The 1,394-nt window shown below is 65.8% G+C and carries 2 protein-coding genes; both read right to left on the reverse strand.

Annotated elements, in window-relative coordinates; translation table 11 throughout:
• The coding region (locus AC1D1S_RS21140) for an ATP-binding protein (RefSeq protein WP_476995445.1) at positions 1-824 on the reverse strand (824 nt) is incomplete at its 3' end.
• 56 nt (positions 825-880) lie between these two features.
• Positions 881-1,394: VOC family protein (locus AC1D1S_RS21145; protein WP_476995446.1), on the reverse strand; the 514-nt coding region annotated here is incomplete at its 5' end.

Consider the following 1,394-nt stretch of genomic DNA (forward strand, 5'->3'; position numbering starts at 1 on the left):
CCTTCGCTCCGGCTCAACAAATACCGTACCGTGTGGGTCTTGCCCGTCCCCGGCCTGCCGTAGAGCAGGACGCCGCGTTTGAGGTGCTGGCCGTAYCTGATCAGAGACTCACGGTGCTCGGCGATACCTAAGGCGTGGTCCGACACTCTCTCCAGCAGGCCATCCGGCAGGATGACATCCGACGCGGCAAGGACGGGCCGTGCATGGAACGTCACCCCGGCCGCGCTGGGACCATACTCGCCCATCACCAGGGAAATGACCTGTCCCTTGAGCACGCTGCGGTGCTGCATCCGATTGCGGAACTCCGAGAGGAAGCGTGCGGCCTTATCTGTAGCGCCGGCCAAAACCTCAAGGGAAGCTGACTGCCGGCCGTACCGGGGGTTGGCGTCCCGCTGCAGCACGGCGATCGGACTGCCTCCATGGCTGAATAGCCAGAGCCCCAGTGCCACGGCCTGCCGTTGTTCGTCCGGCCCGACAGCCAAGTTGGCGTAGTCCGGCTGGGACAGGGGGAACTGCGGATATAGCTGGGACTGCTGCAGCATGTCGCTCAGCGAGTGATGGTGGCGTTGGTCGCCGCCGCCGATGCCCACGAGCCGGAACTCAGGATCCTCTGCGGCGAGCTCTTCCATGAGGATGTCTGCGTCCACGAATCGGTGCGGCGGAATCTCCTCAACCACTACTGACACTGATTCGGCCCGGACCGCCAAATGCTCGGTGAGCGCAGTCAGCAGCTGGGTACCCGGTTGCCCCCGACGCTGCCCGGACTGCGCAAGCTCCACGAGCCGCGCGAAATCGTCGATGAACTTCCCCAAAATTTCATCCATGGGCTGACCCTACCAGCGCCGCAAATCGGTGTGGCGCTCATGCTCTCCAGCAAGCGTCAGCCGGTAGTTGCGCTGACCGCGATGGTGCCGCCCTGGGGGTCCCTGATCACGGCGCTGCGAAATCCCGGCGAGTCCATGGGCGCCATCAAGATGCTGCCACCCAGTGTTAGGGCCTGCCGGGCAATGGCGTCCGCGTCGCGGACGGCGAAATTGACGCTCCAATGCGGCGGGACCGCGACGCCGTCCGTGGCTGCCACCACTGCCACTACCCGGCCGGAGCGGAGCCACCGCGAGAAGGGGGCGTCCGGGACGGGTTCGAGTTCCCAGTCGAACATTGCACCGTAGAACGCCTGGGCCCGCCCGAGATCTGTGGTGTGCAGCGAGCTCATGGCCCAGGAATTCGGCTCATTGGCCAGCTGGGCGCCGTCGTTCCCTCCTGCTTGCCGCAGGCAGAACGGGATGCCGGTGGCATCGGCGAGCACAGCAATACGGTTATCCGGGCCGGCACCAAACGGCCCCAGGCGCTTGCCCCCCGCCCGCTCGGCACGAGCCAAGGCTTCCCCGACGTTT

The organism is Arthrobacter sp. P1_A5 (genome assembly GCF_056406825.1).